Below are 19,357 nucleotides of genomic sequence, written 5' to 3'. Positions count from 1 at the left end.
GGGCACCGCGCCTCCTGCAGGTGGTCGCGCGAGCGACCGGGCGTCAGCCCTGGCGACCGCCCGGGCTGCCCGCCGAGGTGTCGTCGCCCGGCGTGCCCGCGGGCTCGGTGACCTCTTCTCCCGGCTTGGGCGCGCCTCCTTGGTCGGCACCGGCGACGACCATGTCGTCCTCGTCGAAGCCGAAGGTGATGTCGGGCGCCTCGAGGCGGACGCGGTCGGCCGACTCGTCGTCGGGCTCGAGCTGGCTCGCCCGCTCGGCGGCGACCCGCTTGAGGTAGTTGGCCACCTCGGCCTCGGCCTCGTCGTCGCTCCAGCCGAGCACGCCGGCCATCAGCTTGGCGGCGACGGGAGCGGCGGACTCGCCCCGGTCCCACGCCTCGATCGAGATGCGGGTGCGGCGGGCGAGGACGTCCTCGAGGTGCAGGGCGCTCTCGTGGCTCGCGGCGTAGACGACCTCGGCGCGGATGTAGTCGTCTGCCCCGGGGAGGGGCTCGGCGAGCGACGGGTCGTCGCGGATGAGGTCGAGGATCTCGTCCGTCGTGGTGCCGTACCGGTTGAGCAGGTGCTCGATGCGCACCTTGTGGACGCCGAACGCCTTCGCGATCTTGCCGCGCTTGTTCCACGCCGCGTGGTACCCCTCGGCGCCGATCAGCGGGATCTCCATCGTGGTGCTCGACGGGATGCGGCCGTCGAGGGCCGCGACGGCCTCGTCGATGGCGTCCTCGGCCATGACCCGGTAGGTCGTCCACTTGCCACCGGCCACGACGACGAGGCCCGGCACGGTGTGGGCGACGATGTGCTCGCGAGAGAGCTTCGACGTCTGGTCGGACTCGCCCGCCAGCAGCGGACGCAGACCGGCGTAGACGCCCTCGACGTCGGCCCGGGTGAGCGGCACGGCCATGACCTTGTTGACGTGCTCGAGGATGTAGTCGATGTCGGCTGCCGTCGCCGCGGGGTGGGCCTTGTCGAGATCCCAGTCGGTGTCGGTCGTGCCCACGAGCCAGTGGCGGCCCCACGGGATGACGAACAGGACGCTCTTCTCGGTGCGGAAGATCATGCCCATGTCGGAGTGGATGCGGTCGCGCGGCACCACGAGGTGCACGCCCTTCGACGCCCGCACCTTGAACTGTCCCCGCTCGCCGACCATGGCCTGCGTGTCGTCCGTCCAGACGCCGGTCGCGTTGACGACCTGCTTGGCGCGGATCTCGAAGTGCTCGCCGGTCTGGTAGTCGTGGGCCTTCACGCCGACGACCCGCTCGCCCACCTTGACGAAGCCCTCGACCCGGATGCGGCTCGCCGCGTGGGCGCCGTAGCTCGACGCGGTGCGCACCAGCGACGAGACGTACCGGGCGTCGTCGACCTGGGCGTCGTAGTAGGTGAGGCCGCCGACGACCGCGTCCTTGGACAGGCTCGGGATGGCGCGGAGCACCTGCGTCTTGGTGAGGTGACGGTGGTGGGGGACGCCGGGCGGGCGGCCACCGGTCCAGCTGAAGATGTCGTAGAGCGCCATGCCGGCACCGATGTAGAACCGCTCGTAGACCGGCTTGCTGAGCGGGTAGAGGAACCGCACGGGCTTCACCAGGTGCGGTGCCAGGCGCTGCAGCAGCAGGCCACGCTCGATCAGCGCCTCGCGCACGAGACGGAAGTTGAGCTGCTCGAGGTAGCGGATGCCACCGTGCACGAGCTTCGACGAGCGACTCGACGTGCCGGAGCCCCAGTCACGGGCCTCGACGATGCCGACGCTCAACCCGCGGGTCACGGCGTCGAGCGCGGAACCCGCACCGACGATGCCACCCCCGATCACGAGGATGTCGAGTTCTTTCGTCTTCAACGCCTCGACGGCTGCGGCCCGTTCGTCGGGGCCGAGCTTCGTGGAGAGCGAAACGGACGCGGACTTGGCCATGCGAGCCTCCATCGTTGGATTCGGTCGGCCCGGTCTCTCGACCGGACCACCCCATCAAACGCTAGTGAGGCTGGTAGGGGGCCACAACCACCTCGACGCGCTGGAACTCCTTCAGGTCGCTGTAGCCGGTGGTCGCCATCGAACGACGCAGCGCGCCCATGATGTTCGACGTGCCGTCGACCGTCGTGGCGGGACCGTAGAGGATCTTCTCGAGCGAGCCGATCGTGCCCACGTGCATGCGTCGGCCGCGGGGCAGTTCGGGGTGGTGCGCCTCGGCGCCCCAGTGGTAGCCGCCGCCGGGCACGTCGTCGGCGCGGGCCAGCGCGGCACCCAGCATGACGGCGTCCGCGCCGCAGGCGATGGCCTTGACCAGGTCGCCCGAGGTGCCCAGGCCCCCGTCGGCGATGACGTGCACGTAGCGCCCGCCCGACTCGTCGAGGTAGTCGCGGCGCGCGCCCGCCACGTCGGCCACGGCGCTCGCCATGGGAGCGTGGATGCCCAAGGAGGCGCGGGTCGTGCTGGCTGCGCCGCCCCCGAACCCGACGAGGACGCCGGCGGCACCGGTGCGCATCAGGTGCAGGGCGGCGGTGTAGGTCGAGGCGCCACCGACGATGACGGGGACGTCGAGCTCGTAGATGAACTTCTTGAGGTTCAGCGGCTCGCTGTTCTTCGCGACGTGCTCGGCGCTGACCGTCGTGCCCCGGATGACGAAGAGGTCGACGCCGGCGTCGACGACCGTCTGGTACAGGTCTTGGGTGCGCTGCGGGCTGAGGGCGCCGGCGACGGTGACCCCGGCGGCGCGGATCTCGGCGAGGCGGTCGCGGACGAGCTCGGGCTTGATCGGCTCGCTGTAGATCTCTTGCATGCGGGCGACCGAGTCGTCGTCGGAGAGCTCGCGGATCTCGGCCAGCACCTGCTCGGGGTCGTCGTACCGCGTCCAGACGCCCTCGAGGTCGAGGACGCCGAGGCCGCCGAGCTGGCCGATGCGGATGGCCGTGGCCGGACTGACCACCGAGTCCATGGGCGCGGCGATGACCGGCGACTCGAACTGGAACGCGTCGATCGACCACCCGACCGAGACGTCGCGCGGGTCGCGCGTACGCCGACTCGGAACGATGGCGATGTCGTCGAACGCGTACGCGCGGCGGGCTCGCTTGGAGACGCCGATCTCTACCTCAGTCACCGTGCCACCCTACCGGAGCCGGGGGTCGCGCCCCCGGCCCGGCGACATCACCGGCGGTAGTTGGGGGCCTCGACGACCATCTGCAGGTCGTGGGGGTGGCTCTCCTTCAGGCCGGCGGCGGTGATCCGGACGAACTTGCCGTTCGCCTTGAGCTCGGCCACGGTGCGGCCCCCGACGTAGAACATCGACTGACGGAGACCACCGCTGAGCTGGTAGACGACGTTGTTGAGCGCGCCGCGGTAGGGCACCTGACCCTCGACGCCCTCGGGGATGAGCTTGTCGTCGCTCGGCACGTCGGCCTGGAAGTAGCGGTCCTTCGAGTACGACGTGTTCTTGCCGCGCGTCTGCATCGCACCCAGCGAGCCCATGCCGCGGTAGTTCTTGAACTGCTTGCCGTTGACGAAGACCAGGTCGCCCGGGCTCTCGTCGCAGCCGGCGAGCAGCGAACCGAGCATGACCGTGTCGGCGCCGGCCACCAGGGCCTTGGCGATGTCGCCCGAGTACTGCAGCCCGCCGTCGGCGATGACCGGGACGCCGGCCTCGCGAGCGGCGAGGGACGCCTCGTAGACGGCCGTGACCTGGGGCACGCCGACGCCCGCGACGACGCGGGTGGTGCAGATGGAGCCCGGGCCCACGCCGACCTTGATGGCGTCGGCGCCGGCCTCGATCAGCGCCTGGGCGCCGCTGCGCGTGGCCACGTTGCCGCCGATGACGTCGATGTGCGCGAAGCTCTGGTCGGCCTTGATGCGACGGATCATGTCGAGCTCGCCCGAGCTCTCGCCGTTGGCGGTGTCGACCACGAGCACGTCGACCCCCGCGTCACGCAGGGCGCTGGCGCGCTCCCACGCGTCGCCGAAGAAGCCGATCGCGGCGCCGACCCGCAGGCGGCCCTCGTCGTCCTTCGTGGCGTCGGGGTACTTCTCGCTCTTGTCGAAGTCCTTGACGGTGATGAGGCCGCGCAGGTGCCCGGCCTCGTCCACCAGGGGCAGCTTCTCGATCTTGTGCTGCGCGAAGATGGCGATCGCCGAGTCGGGGTCGACGCCCTCGGGCGCGGTGATCAGCGGCGCCTTCGTCATGACGTCGCGGACGAGCGTCGTCGACATCTCGAACGGCGAGACGAATCGCATGTCGCGGTTGGTGATGATGCCGACCAGCGTGCCGTCGCCCTCGACGACCGGCAGGCCCGAGACGCGGAACTGCCCGCAGAGCGCGTCGACCTCGGCCACCGTGGCGTCGGGCGTCGTCGTGACGGGGTTGGTGATCATGCCCGACTCGCTGCGCTTGACCTTGTCGACGTGCGCGGCCTGGTCGGCGATCGAGAGGTTGCGGTGGATGATTCCGATGCCGCCCTGGCGCGCCATGGCGATGGCCATGCGCGACTCGGTCACGGTGTCCATCGCGGCCGAGAGCAGCGGCACCGCGACCCGGATGCGCTTGGTGAGCTGCGACGAGGTGTCGGTCTCGCTCGGGATGACGTCGGTGCGGCCCGGAAGCAGCATGACGTCGTCGTAGGTGAGTCCGATGAATCCGAACGGGTCCGGCTGGTCCATGAGTCCCCTTCGAAGGAGCGAGATGAGGGTGGGTGGGTTGGCACCGGATCGCCGTCGAGCCCGGTAGTCGATATTAACCCAGCCCGCGCCTCCTGCATTCCTCTCGGCGGCGCACCCGCCGCATCGCCGAGGAGGCGCGCGCGGCCCCCCGGGACGCAACGGAACGGCACCGTTACCGATCCGACACACGGAAGATTCGTGATTCTCGCTCGACATGGGGGATTCTGTACCGACTCCACTCCGTCGCGCACCTGAAACATGCTCGACACACAGCGGAGTTACTGTCAGCGACGACGACGCCCCGGGAGCAGAACGAGACCGCCCGAATCTCGACGGGGCGCTTCCCACCAGGAGGTTTTGTGAGACTCTCGACGACCATCGCGTCGCGGCCACGGCTGCGGCAGTCCCTGATCGTGACGGCCTCCGCCGTACTGCTCGGACTCCTGGCGACCTTCATGGGGGCCTTCGCCCCGACGGCCGCCCACGCCGCGGCCGCCGCCTGCACCACCGACGCGACGACCGGCTGCATTCAGGGAACGATCAACGACAGCGAGCGGGAACCCGCCTCGGGCGTCGACGTGACCGCGACGAACGCGACCGGCGACGAGCAGACCGCGACCACCGACGACACCGGTCGGTGGAGCATCGCGGTGACCGAGGCCGGCAGCTACACCGTGACGGTCGACCAGGACACCCTGCCCGACGGCCAGTTCCTGGTGAACGCCGACAACGCCGAGCGCACCGTGACCGTGAACCTCGGCGCCACGGCGAGCGCCCTGTTCGCCCTCACCGCCGAGGAAGGCGCCACGAGCGGAGCCGCGACCGCGTCGAGCTTCAACTGGGACCGCTTCGCGCAGCAGTTCGCCTCGGGCATCCGGCTCGGCCTGCTGCTCGCCCTCGCCGCCATCGGCCTGTCGCTGATCTACGGCACGACGGGCCTCAGCAGCTTCTCGCACGGCGAGCAGGTGACCCTCGGCGGTCTGCTGGCCTACTCGTTCACCTCGATCGGGGTGCCACTGATCCTGGCCGCGGTGCTCAGCACGGTGATCTGTGCGGCGACGGGCTACCTGCAGGACCTCGCGATCTGGAAACCGCTGCGGAAGCGCCGACTCAGCCTCACCCAGCTGATGATCGTGACCATCGGCCTCTCGATCGCCCTGCAGTACGCATTCCAGTACTTCTACGGCGCCGGCACCGTGCGCATCGACCGCGACAACCCGACCACCGTCGACTTCCTCGGCGTGACCCTGACCGTCCAGTCGTACGTCGCGATGGCGATCTCGGTGGTCGTGCTGGTCGGCACGGGACTGTTCCTGCTGAAGACCCGCACCGGCCGCGCCACCCGCGCCGTGTCGGACAACCCGGCCCTCGCCGCGGCCTCGGGCATCGACGTCGACCGCATCATCCGCCTGGTCTGGACGCTGGCCGCCGGCCTGGCCGGCCTCTCGGGCGTCATGCTCGGCCTCGTGCTCAACGGCGTCAACTGGATGACCGGCCTGCAGATCCTGCTGCTGATCTTCGCCGCCGTCACCCTCGGCGGCCTCGGCACGGCCTTCGGGGCCCTGGTCGGTTCGCTGATCATCGGCATCATCGTCGAGCTGACCAACATCTGGCTGCCCGGCGACTTCAAGTACGCAACGGCGCTGCTGATCCTGATCCTGATCCTCGTGTTCAGACCACAGGGCATCTTCGGGCGAAAAGAACGAGTGGGCTAAGGGGACACGACCATGTACTTCATCGAACTCCTGCGGGCGCTGAGCGCCGAGGCCCTCGCGCCCACGACGGCCGCCTTCGCCATCGCGGCGATCGGCCTGAACATCCACTTCGGCTTCACCGGCCTGATCAACATGGGCCAGGCGGCGTTCCTGCTGCTCGGTGCCTACGGTTTCGCCATCTCGATCAGCAACGGCCTGCCCCTCGGCCTCGCCGTCATCATCGCCCTGCTCTGCTCGTTGGTCTTCGCGCTCATCCTCGGCGTGCCGACGCTGAAGCTGAGGGGCGACTACCTGGCCATCGTCACCATCTGTTCGGCCGAGATCATCCGGTACGTGGGACGGTCGAGCATCCTGACGACCACGACGGGTGGCTCGAACGGCATCCCCGGGGCCTCGTACCGCGAGGCCTTCACCGCCCTCTCGCCGCTGCCCGACGGCCAGACGACGATCCTGTGGTTCACCTACGAGAACAACGGCGTCAACGGCTGGTGGATCCGCATCGCCGGCTGGAGCATCGTCGCCCTCCTCAGCCTCCTGGTCTTCCTGCTCAGCCGCAGCCCGTGGGGCCGCGTGCTCAAGGGCATCCGTGAGGACGAGGACGCCGTGCGCAGCCTCGGCAAGAACGTCTACTCGTACAAGATGCAGGCGCTCGTGCTCGGTGCGCTGATGGGGTCGCTCGCCGGCATCATCTACGTGCTGCCGAGCTCGGTGCAGCCCGACAGCATGGGACGGTCGATGACCTTCTTCATCTGGACGGCCCTGCTGCTCGGTGGTGCCGCCACCGTCTTCGGCCCGGTGCTCGGAGCGATCCTGTTCTTCGTCACCCGCCTGCTGGTGCGCACCCTCGCCGGCGACTTCATCCCGTCGAGCATCATGAACGGCCAGCAGGCCGAGCAGTTCTCGTACATCCTCGTCGGCATCGCCCTCATGCTGCTGATCATCTTCAGGCCACAGGGCATCCTCGGAAAGAAGAAGGAGTTGGCGTTCAGTGTCTGACACCTCGAGCACCACCAACGGACCGGCCTCGAGCGGCAGCACGCTGCCCCGCCGCGAGGGCTACGACTACGACCGCAGCGTCCTGCGTTCGAAGCTCACCACGGTCGAGCGGACCCCCGGGGCGGCCAAGCCCGACCCGATCCTCACGGTCGACAACGTCGTCCGACGCTTCGGCGGCATGACCGCCGTCGACGTCGGCCACGTCGAGGTGCAGCGCGGTGCCATCACGGCGCTGATCGGCCCCAACGGCGCCGGCAAGACGACCTTCTTCAACCTGCTGACCGGCTTCGACAAGGCCTCGTCCGCGCCCACGGCGTTCAAGCGCAGCGGCCCGGGCGTCGCGAAGTGGGTGTTCGAGGGCAAGGCCATGGGCAACGTCGGCGCCGCCAAGGTCGCCCGCTCGGGCATGGTGCGCACGTTCCAGCTCACCAAGGCGCTCTCGCGGCTCACGGTGATGCAGAACATGCTCCTGGGCGCGAAGGACCAGCCCGGGGAGAACTTCTTCGTCGCGATCGTCGCGCCGCTCTGGCGCAAGCGCGAGCGCGAGATCGAGGCCAAGGCCGAGGACCTCCTCGCCCGGTTCAAGCTGCTCGAGAAGAAGGACGACTTCGCCGGCAGCCTCTCGGGCGGCCAGCGCAAGCTGCTCGAGATGGCCCGTGCCCTGATGAGCGACCCGGCCATGATCATGCTCGACGAGCCGATGGCCGGCGTGAACCCGGCGCTGACGCAGTCGCTGCTGGGGCACATCCAGAGCCTGCGCGACGACGGCACCACGGTGCTCTTCGTCGAGCACGACATGCACATGGTCCGCCACATCTCGGACTGGGTGATCGTCATGGCCGAGGGACGCATCGTGGCCGAGGGCCCGGCCGACACGGTCATGGACGACCAAGCCGTCATCGACGCCTACCTGGGTGCGCACCACGACACCGACCTGGGCGACGACTCGCTGCTCGACGACGCCACGCTCGAACAGCTCGAAGAAGAGGTGGCACGCGAGGACGCGGCCCGCGCGGCCGAGGCGACCAGCGCCTCCTCGTCGACGGGCGGCGTCGCCGGACGCGACCTGCCCGGCCACCCCGACCCCTCGACCCCGCAGGCCACGAACGCGGCCGACGACCAGCTGTCCGACGGACGGCAGAGCGGAGACAAGCGATGAGCACGGCACAGGACGGCGCGGGCGCCACCACCGCGGCCAAGCACCCGGGCACCGAGAAGTTCGCGGGCGTCGAGCCGGTGATGAACGCCACGGACCTCGTCGCGGGCTACCTGCCCGGCGTCAACATCCTCAACGGGTGCGACCTCGTCTGCTACCCGGGCGAACTGATCGGCATCATCGGCCCGAACGGCGCCGGCAAGTCCACGCTGCTCAAGGCGCTCTTCGGCCAGGTCAAGATCCACTCGGGATCGGTCACGCTCGGCGGCACCGACATCACGAACCTCAAGGCCAACAAGCTGGTCGAGGCGGGCGTCGGCTTCGTCCCGCAGACCAACAACGTGTTCCCCTCGCTCACCATCGAGGAGAACCTGCAGATGGGCATGTTCCTGCGGCCCAAGAAGTTCGCCGAACGCCTCGAGGTCATCTACGACCTGTTCCCGGTGCTCGCCGACCGTCGCGGCCAGCGTGCCGGCTCACTCTCGGGCGGCGAACGGCAGTCCGTCGCCATGGCCAGGGCCCTGATGATGGACCCGAAGGTGCTGCTGCTCGACGAGCCGTCCGCCGGCCTGTCGCCCGTGCGCCAGGACGAGACGTTCATCCGCACCCGCCGCATCAACAAGGCCGGCGTCTCGGTGATCATGGTCGAACAGAACGCCCGCCGCTGCCTGCAGATCTGTGACCGCGGCTACGTCCTCGACCAGGGCCGCAACGCCTACTCGGGCACCGGCCGCGAGCTGGCCGACGACCCCAAGGTCATCGAGCTCTACCTCGGCACCCTGGCGAAGGACGTCGACGCGTCCTGACGCCCCCGGTGGCGCCTTGAGGCCCCGATCACGCCCTGGCGTGGTCGGGGCCTCGTGCGTGCGTCCGGCGCCGGGGGCCGGGCGCCGGGCGCTGGCGTCGGGCGCTGGCGTCGGGCGCTGGCGTCGGGGACGCGGGTGCTGCGCGCCGCGTTTCGTGCAGCGCACCCCGTCTCGACGCGGTGCGGTGCACGAAACGCGGTGTGACGAGGTGTGGGGCGGAGCGGACAGGTGCTGGGCCGGGGCCGGGGCCGAGACCCGACACGTCACCTCCTCGGCACGCCGAAGGGCCCGGCACGATGACTCGTGCCGGGCCCCGGGTGGTGCGAGGTGCCGTTATTCGACCTTGCCCTCGATGCCGGTCTGGTAGACGGGCTTGTTGTCGTCGTCGAACGTGTAGACGCCGATCGAGGCGGACGACGGGTCGTTGTTGTCGTTGAACGCTCCGATGCCCGAGGGGCCGGTGTAGTGGATGTCGTCACCGGCGTCGAGCGCGGTCTTGCAGTCCGCGTACGTCGTGCACTCGGTGCCGCCGTCCGCTCCGGAGACCGCGGCCATGTTGGCCTGGATCGTCCCGGCGTCGGTGCCGCCACCGGCCTGTGCCGCGAGAGCGGTCAGGATGACGGCGTCGTACGACTCGGCCGCGTACGAGAAGTCGGCCAGGTCGCCGCCCTCGCTCGCCTTGTAGCCGGCCACGAGCTTCGACTTGAAGTCGGCGCTCGCGTCGGCACCGGGGATCGTGCCCTTGGCGCCCGCGAGGGTGCCGGGCTCGAAGTCGGCGCTGTAGTCGGCCGTGTTGCCGTCGGACATGTAGACCTTGCTCATGTCCCAGCCCTGGCTCTTCAGCTCGGGCACGATCGACTTGGTCTCGTCGAAGGCCAGGATGACGATCGCGTCGGGCTCGGCGGCGATGGCCGCCGACACCTCGGACGAGAAGGTGGTCTGACCGGGAGGGAACTCTTCGCCCTTGCCGGTGCCGCCGTACACGACGGTGCCGCCCGAGCTCTCGATCGACTTCTGCGTCGAGTCGCGCAGACCCGTGCCGTAGGTGTCGTTGAAGACGAGGAACGCGACGTTGGCGTTGCCGTCGGCCGTGATCTGCTGGCCGAGCGCCGAGCCCTGCACCGAGTCCGGCGGAGCGGTGCGGTAGTAGTAGGACGAGTAGCCGCTGAGCGAGCTCGCCGTGTTGGCGGGCGAGATCTCGATGATGCAGTTGCTGGTGAGCTGGTCGACCACGTTGAGCGTGACGCTCGACGACTCGGCACCGAGCACGACGGGCACCTTGGCGTCGATCAGCTGCGTCGCGGCGTTGCTCGACACGGTCATGTCGTTGCTGTCGCCCGAGTCGGTGCTGGTCGAGATCTCGGCCGGCTGGTCGAGCACGCCGCCGGCGGCGTTGATGTCGCTGATGGCCAGGTTGGCGCCCGCGATGGCGGGCGGGCCGAGGTAGGCCAGGGTTCCGGTCAGCGGCAGCATGGTGCCGATCGCGAAGGGATCGGTGCTGGGCGTCCCGACCTCGCACTTGGCGGCGGGATCGGCCTTGGCCGACGACGACGACGAGGCGTCGTCAGAGGGAGATGCCGTCGAACAGGCAGCGAGCAGCACGGAGGCTGCGCCGGCGAGAGCCAGTGCTCGGAGGGCGGTGCTGGATCGGATCATCCGTGGAACCCTTTCGTGGACAGCGGCAGTGCAGCCCGACCGGTGGCGGTCGAACCTGCCGCGATTGGTCCGAAACTAGGGGTCGAATGTTTCTGGCGTGTGTTCTCGACGTCAAAGTGACGTTTCGTTAGCCATTCGTGACTTTGCGAGGGATGGTCGCTTCTAGGCGGTCGGGGCCACGGCGAGGGGCCGGCGTGATCGTCGCCCCGCACGGACCATGTCGACGGTCAGCACGATGGATGCGACCCAGACGATGGCGAAGCCGACCCACCGCGCGGTCGACATGTGCTCGCCGAGCACGACGACCCCCACGACGAACTGCAGCACGGGAGCGACGTACTGGGTCAACCCCACGGTCGTCAGGGGCAACCGACGCGTCGCCGAGGCGAAGAGCAACAGGGGCACGGCCGTGATCACGCCCGTGCCGATCGTGGCGAGGGTGTGCCCGACGCTCACGGTGCCGAGCACGACGCCGCCGCCGAGGCCCGTCACGTGCAGCACGATCAGGGTGACGGCCGCGAAGGGTGCGATCCAGAGCGTCTCGAGCGTGAGCCCGCCGACCGCGTCGACCCGACCGCCGACCTGCTTCTTGACCAGGCCGTAGAGCCCGAACGAGAACGCGAGGACGAGCGAGATGAACGGCGGCCGGCCCGCCCCGACGGCGATCACGAGGACGGCGACGGCGCTCAGCCCGACGGCCACCCACTGGGTCGTGCGGAGACGCTCGCGCAGCACGACCACGCCGAGCAGGACGGTGACGATCGGGTTGATGAAGTACCCGAGCGCCGCCTCGACCACGTGCCCGCTGAGCGTCGCCGAGATGAAGACCGTCCAGTTGACGACGATGAACGCGCCGGCCACCCCCATGGTGGCCACCAGGCGCGGCTGTCGCAGCAGGGCCAGGAACGAGCGCAGCGCCCCCGTCACGACGAGCAGCACCGCGCAGAAGACGAGCGAGAAGAGCACCCGCCAGGCGACGATCTCGAACGGGCCGGCCGGGGCCAGCAGCAGGAAGTACACCGGCAGGACGCCCCAGAGCCCGTAGGCCCCCAGGGCGTAGGCGAGGCCCGCCCCGCCGGCCCCGTCGACGCCGAGCCCCGAGGTCGGGGCGGAGGGGGACGAGGAGGCGCGGGTCGAGGTCACCAGGCGACTCTAGGTGGCTGCGCCCGCCGCCGGAACGGCCACTCCTGCCACCGTGGATCGATCGACGGACGACGACGCCTGGGGACGGACCCTCGTCGGCCGACACGGTGCCGACACGGCGAAGGCCCCTGCCGGAGCAGGGGCCTTCGGGACGGCGACCGGGGTCGCGGAGCACGGCCGGAACCGTGCCGGGGTGCTAGCGGACGATGACCGCCAGGACGTCGCGAGCCGAGAGGACGAGGAGGTCTTCTCCGCCGTACTTCACCTCGGTTCCGCCGTACTTGCTGTAGATGACCTTGTCGCCGGTGGCGACGTCGAGCGGCACGCGGTTGCCGTTGTCGTCGATGCGGCCCGGGCCGACCGCCACCACTTCACCCTCTTGGGGCTTCTCCTTGGCGGTGTCGGGGATCACGAGACCCGAAGCAGTGGTCTGCTCGGCTTCGACCTGACGAATGACGATGCGATCTTCGAGCGGCTTGATGCTGACCGACACGGGTGACCTCTTCTTTCTCGGTGCTACGAAAACATGGGGGCTGGCACTTGCCGGGGGCGAGTGCCAGAACAACTGTAGGACGAGACTGGCACTCGGTCAATCCGAGTGCCAACGCGTCTGCCCGCGTGCGTCACACTGGACGACATGGATTCCTCCGAGCTGCTCGAAGTCCTCTCGCCCGAGGGGCTGCGGCTGCTCGACTCGCTGCCGGCGGGCGGCGCCTCCGGTGACGACGTCGTCGGCAAGGTGGCCGCGTTGCGCAAGCAGGGCCATTCCCCCGCCCTCGTGTCGGCGGTGCTCACACAGGCCCGGCTCCGCGGCCGGGCCGTGGCCAAGTTCGGCGAGTTCGCGAGCCGCATGCTGTTCACCGACGCGGGCCTCGAACAGGCCACGCGCCTCCCGGTCGCCGCCCGCCACACCGGACGCTACGCCGCGGCGGGGATCGGCAGCGTCGCCGACCTGGGCTGCGGCATCGGGGGCGACGCCCTGGCCTTCGCCGCACTCGACCTCGACGTGCTCGCCGTCGACCGCGACGAGGTGACCGCGGCCGTCGCCTCGTACAACCTCGCGCCGTGGCCGTCGTCACGGGTCGAACAGGGGGACGCCGCCACGACCGACCTCGCAGGCGTCGAGGGGGTCTTCCTCGACCCGGCGCGACGGACGTCCGGCCACACCGCCACCAAGCGCCTCGCCGATCCGGCCGACTGGTCCCCCGGCCTCGACGTCGCCTTCGGCTTCGCCGACCGCCTGCCCACCGGGGTCAAGCTCGGTCCGGGCGTCGACCGCGAGCTGCTGCCGACGGACGCCGAATGCCAGTGGATCTCGGTCGACCGCGCCGTGGTCCAGGTGGGCGTGTGGTTCGGGCCGCTCGCGCGGCCGGGAGTGGGCCGGTCCGCCCTGGTGATCAGCGCCTCCGGGGCGTCGGAGTTGACGGCCGCCGCCGACTCGGACGACGTCGACCCGGGCGACCTCGGCGAGTACCTCTACGAACCCGACGGCGCGGTGATCCGGGCACGCCTCATCGGCGACCTGGCCCGCTCGATCGACGCCCGGATGATCAGTCGCGACATCGCCTGGTTGACGACGGAGGCGCGGGTCGACACCCCCTTCGCGCAGGGATTCCGCGTGCTCGAGACGTTCCCGCTCGACGAGCGGACGCTGAAGCGCGAGCTGCGGGCCCGGGGCATCGGGCGACTCGAGATCAAGAAGCGCGGAGTCGACGTCGACCCCGCGACGTTCCGCAAGCGACTCTCGTTGCAGGGGACCGGGTCGGCGACCCTCGTCCTCACCCGGGTCGCCGGGCGGCACACGGCCCTGCTCTGCGAGCGCCTGGTCTGACGCCGGGCGGGACGCGAGAGCGGCGTCGGGTCAGGCGACCGTCGCGACGGGATCGGTCGGCTCGACGACCCGCCTGCGTCTCTTGAACTTCATCGTCGGCCGTTCGACGAGATGCCAGCTGAGGGTGGCCACCGCGAAGGTGGCCGCCAACGACACCAGGGCGAAGAGGGGCACGCCCCATGCTGCGGCGCCCGCCGTCGCGAGCAGCTGCTGCAGCGGGAAACCGTAGATGTACGTGCCGTACGAGATGTCGGTGCGGATGGACGCCCGCGGGTGCTTGACGAGCGCACCGACGCCGAGCGCGAGGTACGCGAGCGGGAGCGCAGCCACCAGGCCGTAGTCGGGGAGCGCCGACGATGCCAAGACGAGCACGGCTGCCAGGACGAGCAGCCAGGGCCGGACCGGGATCGCGTTCCGCCAGCGGTAGACGAGGGCCCCCGCGACGAAGACGATGCCGAAGCGTGACCCGTTGGTCACGTACCAGTTGTGGACGCCACCGTAGGTGCTCGCCGCCACGCCCACCGTGCAGAGGACGTAGGCGGAGGGGAGGGCCCAGCGCGAGCGCAGGAGTCCCACGACGCCGAGCAGGAGGACGCCGAGGTAGCAGGCGAACTCCCAGCCCAGGGTCCAGAGGGATCCGTTCCAGGCCCCCTCGACCGGCGTGCCCAGGGGCGTGCCCGCGATGTCGTACTGCCACACGCGCAGGAGGCCGTTGCGGAGGACGTACGAGACGGCGTCGCCCACGAAGCCGTCCGGCACGGGGACACCGCGGATGAGCAGCGACACCGGCGCGAAGACGGCGGCGGTGAGCACGAGGCACACCCAGAACGCCGGGAAGATCCGGAGCACGCGCGCCCGCAGGAATGCGACGACCTGCGGCGTCCTCGACCACGACATCACGATGAGGTAGCCCGAGATCGCGAAGAACACGTCGACCGGCAGGCGCGACGCGAGCTGCCGGGCGGGCTCGAAACCGATGTCGTGGCCGGTGAGGGGGACGGAGTGCCAGATGACGACAGCGGAGGCCATGACGAGGCGGATCAGGTTGTAGGCGTTGCGCCGCGGATCGAGGACGTCCCCGAGGACGTCGGCCCGGTTCGGGGCCGACGCAGGGTCGACGGCGGCGTGGTCGCGGGCAGGCGCGGACATCGGTCCTCCGTGTCGCATTCGGGTGCCGGGGAACGGTTCGGGTGGTGGCAGGACACGATAGCTCGTCGCGGCCCCGGGACACCTCGTCCGCGGCGGCTTTCCGCCCTGGGTTCACCCGGGGAGGAGGGGCGCAAGGGTGAGGGGCGGCTGCCTCACCCAGAGGAAGCCGCCCGACGTCCCGTCGAGAGGGTCAGTACCCGCCGTAGTAGTCGGAACCCGACGAGAAGCCGGCGATGAAGAGGCCGAAGGCGATCCAGCCGATCACGATGAGCACGACGCCGGCGTAGCCGACGATGAGCCCGGTGAGCCAGAACCCCCTCGCGGGACGCTCACGCGACATGCCCAGGTGCCCGAGCACGATGCCCGCGATGGACGCCACGATCGAGAGCCCGAAGGTGACGGGCGCGAGCACGAGACCGGCGATCGAGCCGATCATCGCCAGGAGGCTGAGGAGGCGCGGGGGCTGTGCGGCGCCGGCCGAGGCGTACGGCGGGTAGGGCGAGCCGTAGGCCTGCTGGCCGTACGCTCCGCCGGGCTGGCCCTGCTGGCCATACGGCTGCTGGCCGTAGGGCTGCTGACCGTACTGTCCGACGGGCTGACCCTGCTGGCCGAACGACTGCTGACCGTACGGCGCACCGGACTGCCCGGAGGGCTGCTGCCCCTGGGGGTGTTGGCCGTAGCCCTCAGGCTGGCCTTGGCCCGAGGGCTGCCCCTGTGGCTGCCCGTAGCCAGGTCGCTGACCCTGAGACTGCTGGCCGTACTCAGGCTGCTGGCCATGACCCGGCTGCTGGCCGTACCCGGGCTGCTGCCCGTAGCCCTGCGGCCGGTTCTGCGCCTGCTGCCCGTAGCCCTGCTGCCCGTACCCCGCCGGCGGCTGTGCACCCGGCTGGCCGTAGGGCGGCCGGGGCGGCTGAGGAGCACCCGGCGGGACCTGACCCGGACGGGACTGCGGCGCCGGGGCGCCCTGGGGTGCCCCGTACGGCGCCGACCCCGTCGGCGGCACGCCGGCCCCGGCGTAGGGCGACGACGCGGGCGGCTGGGACGACGGCTGCTGCGACGCGGCTCCCGGGAAGGCGGTGGGAGGCAGCGGCGGTGAGGCGGTGGCCGCGTCGCCCCCCTCGGTCGGGCGCATCGGGGGCGCGGTGGGTGCCGCGGGCGGCGTCGGAGCCGAGGGCGCGGTCGGCGCCGAGGACGGCTTCTCGGGGGTGGTGTCGTCGGTGGCCATCAGCTGCCTTTCGCGAGCGGTGCGTCGGTCGTGCCGTCGGAGCGGCCGGTCACACCCGTGACGGTCGCGTCCCGGGACACGAAAGGGCCCGCACCGTCCGGTGCGGACCCCGTCATGCTAGCGAGGCCGCCGATGAGCGGCCCCTGGGAGGCGTCGTCCACGGGGGCGCGCCCGCGGCCTCAGGAGTTGTAGCTGCCGTCGTAGAGGTCGGGGTTGCTGGCGATCGCACCGAAGACGACGAAGAGCAGGATGATCGTTAGGATCGTCAGCGCCACGACGACGTAGCCGAGGATGAGCCCCGTCAGGGCCATCCCCCGGCCCTCTTCGCCCCGCTTCTTGATCTGGCTCAACGCCATGTGGCCGGTGACGATGGCACCGATGGCCGTGATCGAGGTCACGAAGCCCGCGATGCCGAGGATCATCGACACGAGGGCGAGGGTGTTGCGCTGACCGGGACGAGCGTTCTGCCCCTGGTAAGAGGGCTGACCACCGGAGGGCTGCCCCGGGTAGGCCGGCTGCTGGCCCTGGTAGGGGTTCTGCGGCGAGGGCTGGCCGTGGGGCGTGGGGTTCTGGTCGGTCATCGGAGACGTCCTTCTGCTGAGGGTCGGCCGGTGACGGCCGCGGTCGGTCGAGCGCCCATGCTATCGGCGGCCCATGGCTGGCGACCGGGGGCCGGTCGCCCGGGCCCCGCCGAGGGGTTCAGACGGCCTGGACCGTCGTCACGGGCAGCGTCGAGTCGGCCCCGAAGTCGAGAGGCGAGGGCGCCCGACCCCGCGACACGAGCTCGGCACCGAGTGCCGCGATCATGGCGCCGTTGTCGGTGCAGAGCGAGAGGGGCGGCACGCGCAGCTCGACCCCGGCCGCCGCACAGCGTTCGGCCGCGAGCTCGCGCACGCGGGCGTTGGCGACGACTCCCCCGCCGAGCAGCAGGCGGGGGACGCCCCGGTCGGCGCAGGCCGCGAGGGCCTTGGTGAGCAGGACGTCGGCGACGGCCTCGCGGAAGCTGGCGGCGACGTCGGCGACGGGCACCGCGCCTCCTTCGCTGCGACGCTGTTCGACCCACCGGGCGACGGCCGTCTTGAGCCCCGAGAACGAGAAGTCGTACCGGTGCTTCGCGAGGCCCTTCGGGAGGGTCAACCCGCGCGGGAAGCGGACGGCCCTCGGGTCGCCGCCTTCGGCGACGCGGTCGATCTGCGGCCCGCCGGGGTAGGGCAGGCCGAGCAGGCGGGCCACCTTGTCGAACGCTTCACCCGCGGCGTCGTCGATCGTCTCGCCGAGCAGTTCGACGTCGTCGACGAGGTCGCGCACGTGCAACAACGAGGTGTGACCGCCCGAGACGAGCAGCGCGATGGTCGGCAACTCGAGCTCGCTGCCGTCGGCGCGGAGCACGTCCGCCCCGACGTGGCCGACGAGGTGGTTCACGGCGTAGAGGGGCTTGCCCGTCGCCAGGGCGAGGGCCTTGGCGGCACCGACGCCGACCATGAGCGCCCCGGCGAGCCCGGGTCCGCTCGTCACGGCGATCGCGTCGAGCTCGGCCGTCGTCACGCCGGCCTCGGCGAGCGCCGCGGCGAGGGCGGGCTCGAGTGCCTCGAGGTGCGCGCGCGCGGCGACCTCGGGCACGACGCCGCCGTAGCGGGCGTGCTCGTCCATCGACGACGAGATGACGTTGGCGAGGAGGGTGCGTCCGCGGACGATGCCGATGCCGGTCTCGTCGCAGCTGGTCTCGATGCCGAGCACGAGGGGCTCGCGGACGGCGGGCTCGGCGGCCGCCTGCTCGGCGGCGGACGAGGAGGCGCGGGTCGCGGTCACGGGCGGACGTCCTGTTCGTCGAGGGGCACGTCGTCGATCGGCTCGAGGGGGCCCGCGGTGGTCTCGGTGACGGCCGGCGGGACGCGCAGTCGCATGACGACGGCGTCGACCCCGTCGGGCATGTAGTACCGGGCACGGACGGCGATGCGCTCGAAGCCGAGCGTCTCGTAGAGGTGCTGCGCCCCGGGGTTGTCGGCCCGCACCTCGAGGAACACCTCGCGCACCCCGCCGTGACGAGCCTCGGTGAGCAGCTGGGTCAGCATCGCCCGCCCGAGCCCGCGCCCCTGGTGCTCCGCGAGGACGGCGATGGTCTGGATGTCGGCCTCGGGGGCCCCCTTCAGTGCCAGCATGCCCGCGTAACCGATGACGGTGGTGTCGTCCCCCTCGGCTGTGGCGAGCAGATAGCGACCGCCCGGGGCGGTGAGCTCGTGCGTCATGCTCGCCCGCGACCAGGCGTCGGTGAGGAAGGTCGACGTCTCGATGGCCATGATGCCGTCGAGGTCGTCGAGGGTGGCCGTGCGCAGCAGGACGCTCACTGCGTGACCGGCTTCGGGCCGGCCGACGGGGTGACGTCGGGTTCGCGCAGGTACAGCGGCTCGGCGGCGGCGAACGCGCGGCCGTGCTCGAAGAGCCGCTCGGCCAGCATGCCCAGCGCGGCCGCCGAGACCGTCGTCGCGTCGGGGTCGGTGCGCGGCCAGGACGAGGAGGCGCCGGTCGCCTCGTCGAGGTCGGCCGGCCTCACGAGGGCGGGGCCGGCCACCAGCACGGGCAGGCCGTCGTCGTCGAGCCCCGACCACGAGCTGTGTGCCACCTCGCGGCGACGGGCGTCCGTGACGACGACGAGCGGCGAGTCGACGGACCCGCCGGCGGTGCCGACGGAACGGCCCGCCGCCGCCGAGAGCCGTTCGAACGCGACGGCGTCGTGGCTGCCGACCGAGAGGCACGGCACCCCGGCACCGAAGGCGAAGGCCCGGGCGGCGGCGATGCCGACGCGCAGGCCGGTGAAGGGGCCCGGGCCCCGACCGGCCACCACGGCCGAGAGCTCGGACGGGGTCACGCCGGCCTCGCGCAGGGCGTCGGCGATCAGACGGCCGATCACCTCGGCGTGTCGCCGGGTGTCGGCGACCGTGTGCTCGGCGAGGACGCCGCCGTCGCGGTCGACGACGGCGACGGACGAGCCGGCGGAGGTGTCGATGGCCAGGATCACGGGGTCAATCGTAAGCGGTGTCGACGAG

17 protein-coding genes are annotated in these 19,357 nt (G+C 71.0%); 5 read left to right on the top strand and 12 right to left on the bottom strand.

All coding sequences use genetic code 11. From position 1 onward, the window contains the following. Nucleotides 1-43: 43 nt before the first annotated feature. The 3 genes from OVA02_RS04020 to guaB all read right to left on the bottom strand — a co-directional run bounded on the left by OVA02_RS04020 (nt 44) and on the right by guaB (nt 4,636). The gene (locus tag OVA02_RS04020) at nt 44-1,903 is read right to left on the bottom strand and encodes a glycerol-3-phosphate dehydrogenase/oxidase (RefSeq protein ID WP_082460137.1); all 1,860 of its coding nucleotides are present in this window, start codon (nt 1,901-1,903) and stop codon (nt 44-46) included. Nucleotides 1,904-1,964: 61 nt separating this feature from the next. Next, entirely contained in the window at nt 1,965-3,086 is a 1,122-nt protein-coding gene (locus OVA02_RS04015; RefSeq protein ID WP_056043439.1) for a GuaB3 family IMP dehydrogenase-related protein, read from the bottom strand. A gap of 47 nt (nt 3,087-3,133) precedes the next feature. Further along, nucleotides 3,134-4,636, bottom strand: coding sequence for an IMP dehydrogenase (guaB, locus tag OVA02_RS04010; protein ID WP_056043442.1), 1,503 nt, complete (start codon nt 4,634-4,636; stop codon nt 3,134-3,136). 359 nt (nt 4,637-4,995) lie between these two features. Between guaB and OVA02_RS04005 the strand changes: the two genes are divergently transcribed. The 4 genes from OVA02_RS04005 (at nt 4,996) to OVA02_RS03990 (ending at nt 9,309) form a co-directional block, all read left to right on the top strand. Continuing rightward, the gene (locus tag OVA02_RS04005; protein WP_056043445.1) at nt 4,996-6,351 is read left to right on the top strand and encodes a branched-chain amino acid ABC transporter permease; all 1,356 of its coding nucleotides are present in this window, start codon (nt 4,996-4,998) and stop codon (nt 6,349-6,351) included. 12 nt (nt 6,352-6,363) lie between these two features. Further along, the gene (locus tag OVA02_RS04000; RefSeq protein WP_056043448.1) at nt 6,364-7,347 is read left to right on the top strand and encodes a branched-chain amino acid ABC transporter permease; all 984 of its coding nucleotides are present in this window, start codon (nt 6,364-6,366) and stop codon (nt 7,345-7,347) included. Between the two features lie 43 nt (nt 7,348-7,390). Continuing rightward, the gene (locus OVA02_RS03995; RefSeq protein WP_082460139.1) at nt 7,391-8,506 is read left to right on the top strand and encodes an ABC transporter ATP-binding protein; all 1,116 of its coding nucleotides are present in this window, start codon (nt 7,391-7,393) and stop codon (nt 8,504-8,506) included. Between the two features lie 80 nt (nt 8,507-8,586). Further along, complete coding sequence (locus OVA02_RS03990; protein ID WP_043595993.1) at nt 8,587-9,309, top strand: ABC transporter ATP-binding protein; 723 nt, start codon at nt 8,587-8,589, stop codon at nt 9,307-9,309. 333 nt (nt 9,310-9,642) lie between these two features. On the opposite strand, the gene OVA02_RS03985 is transcribed toward OVA02_RS03990, so the two are convergent. The 3 genes from OVA02_RS03985 to groES all read right to left on the bottom strand — a co-directional run bounded on the left by OVA02_RS03985 (nt 9,643) and on the right by groES (nt 12,601). Beyond that, nucleotides 9,643-10,965, bottom strand: a complete 1,323-nt coding sequence (locus OVA02_RS03985) for an ABC transporter substrate-binding protein (RefSeq protein WP_056043452.1) — start codon at nt 10,963-10,965, stop codon at nt 9,643-9,645. Nucleotides 10,966-11,127: 162 nt separating this feature from the next. Beyond that, on the bottom strand, nt 11,128-12,108 hold the full coding sequence (gene rarD, locus OVA02_RS03980; RefSeq protein WP_082460051.1) for an EamA family transporter RarD: 981 nt from the start codon (nt 12,106-12,108) through the stop codon (nt 11,128-11,130). A 196-nt stretch (nt 12,109-12,304) separates the two neighbouring features. Next, complete coding sequence (gene groES, locus OVA02_RS03975) at nt 12,305-12,601, bottom strand: co-chaperone GroES (RefSeq protein WP_043595988.1); 297 nt, start codon at nt 12,599-12,601, stop codon at nt 12,305-12,307. A gap of 144 nt (nt 12,602-12,745) precedes the next feature. Between groES and OVA02_RS03970 the strand changes: the two genes are divergently transcribed. Next, complete coding sequence (locus tag OVA02_RS03970; protein ID WP_267659287.1) at nt 12,746-13,939, top strand: class I SAM-dependent methyltransferase; 1,194 nt, start codon at nt 12,746-12,748, stop codon at nt 13,937-13,939. Nucleotides 13,940-13,969: 30 nt separating this feature from the next. On the opposite strand, the gene OVA02_RS03965 is transcribed toward OVA02_RS03970, so the two are convergent. The 6 genes from OVA02_RS03965 to tsaB form a co-directional block, all read right to left on the bottom strand. Continuing rightward, on the bottom strand, nt 13,970-15,088 hold the full coding sequence (locus tag OVA02_RS03965) for an acyltransferase family protein (protein WP_056043457.1): 1,119 nt from the start codon (nt 15,086-15,088) through the stop codon (nt 13,970-13,972). A 190-nt stretch (nt 15,089-15,278) separates the two neighbouring features. Continuing rightward, nucleotides 15,279-16,313 carry a DUF4190 domain-containing protein gene (locus OVA02_RS03960; RefSeq protein ID WP_056043460.1) on the bottom strand — a complete coding sequence of 345 codons (1,035 nt, stop codon included), beginning with the start codon at nt 16,311-16,313 and terminating at the stop codon, nt 15,279-15,281. Nucleotides 16,314-16,492: 179 nt separating this feature from the next. Beyond that, the gene (locus tag OVA02_RS03955) at nt 16,493-16,894 is read right to left on the bottom strand and encodes a DUF4190 domain-containing protein (protein WP_056043463.1); all 402 of its coding nucleotides are present in this window, start codon (nt 16,892-16,894) and stop codon (nt 16,493-16,495) included. Between the two features lie 118 nt (nt 16,895-17,012). After that, nucleotides 17,013-18,050, bottom strand: coding sequence for a tRNA (adenosine(37)-N6)-threonylcarbamoyltransferase complex transferase subunit TsaD (gene tsaD / locus OVA02_RS03950; protein ID WP_267659675.1), 1,038 nt, complete (start codon nt 18,048-18,050; stop codon nt 17,013-17,015). Nucleotides 18,051-18,118: 68 nt separating this feature from the next. Beyond that, nucleotides 18,119-18,658, bottom strand: a complete 540-nt coding sequence (gene rimI / locus OVA02_RS03945) for a ribosomal protein S18-alanine N-acetyltransferase (protein ID WP_267659286.1) — start codon at nt 18,656-18,658, stop codon at nt 18,119-18,121. Continuing rightward, complete coding sequence (gene tsaB / locus OVA02_RS03940; protein WP_056043474.1) at nt 18,655-19,329, bottom strand: tRNA (adenosine(37)-N6)-threonylcarbamoyltransferase complex dimerization subunit type 1 TsaB; 675 nt, start codon at nt 19,327-19,329, stop codon at nt 18,655-18,657. The genes rimI and tsaB overlap by 4 nt, the downstream gene beginning before the upstream one ends. Between the last annotated feature and the right edge of the window lie 28 nt (nt 19,330-19,357).

It is taken from the genome of Frigoribacterium sp. SL97, assembly GCF_026625765.1.
Lineage (GTDB): Bacteria > Actinomycetota > Actinomycetes > Actinomycetales > Microbacteriaceae > Frigoribacterium.
Note: the sequence above shows the minus strand (reverse complement) of the source record. Positions and strands in the feature narration are given on the sequence as shown.